The 839-nt window shown below is 55.5% G+C and carries 1 protein-coding gene; it reads right to left on the bottom strand.

The annotated features are described in order from the left end of the window. Nucleotides 1-839, bottom strand: an 839-nt coding sequence (locus SNL23_RS11390) for an immunoglobulin-like domain-containing protein (RefSeq protein ID WP_318302285.1), incomplete at both ends; no start/stop codon positions are given.

Below are 839 nucleotides of genomic sequence, written 5' to 3'. Positions count from 1 at the left end.
GTCACGGTGGTGGTATCGATCGAATCCGAAATGATGGTCGTCGGCGGATTTGTGTTATCCGGGACCAACTTCTCGAAGTTGCCGCCAGTGGCAGTGGTGATCGTGGTGCTAACGGTCGAACCGTTGTTGTAAACGTCATTGACTGGCGTTTGGAATACCACAGTGCCGGTGGTTTTACCGGTATCGATGGTGATCACCTGGCCGTTGGACAGGGTCACGGTCACCGGTGCATGCGCTTCATTAGAAAGCGTTGCGGTGTAAGTGATCTGGCCACCTTCAGTGATCGCAGTGTCGTTAGTCGACAAGGTCACGGTGGTGGTGTCGATCGAGTCGGTAATCGTGGTGGTCGGCGGATTTGTATTGTCCGGAACCAGCTTCTCGAAGTTACCGCCAGTAGCGGTGGTGATGGTTGTGCTAACGGTCGAGCCGTTGTTGTAAACATCGTTGACCGGTGTCTGGAAGACCACGGTGCCCGTGGTTTTACCCGCGTCGATAGTGATCACCTGTCCGTTGGACAGAGTCACCGTCACTGGAGCATGAGCTTCGTCGCTCAAAGTTGCGGTGTAAGTGATCTGACCGCCTTCGGTAATCGCAGTGTCGTTAGTCGACAACGTCACCGTCGTAGTGTCGATCGAATCCGAAATGACGGTAGTCGGCGGATTGGTGTTGTCCGGGACCAACTTCTCGAAGTTGCCACCAGTGGCCGTCGTAATGGTGGTGCTAACGGTGGAACCGTTGTTGTAGACGTCGTTGACTGGCGTTTGGAAAACCACGGTGCCCGTGGTTTTGCCCGCGTCGATGGTGATGACCTGGCCGTTGGACAGGGTCACGGTGACCGG

This window comes from Pseudomonas sp. SED1, from assembly GCF_034044025.1.
GTDB lineage: Bacteria > Pseudomonadota > Gammaproteobacteria > Pseudomonadales > Pseudomonadaceae > Aquipseudomonas.
Note: the sequence above shows the minus strand (reverse complement) of the source record. Positions and strands in the feature narration are given on the sequence as shown.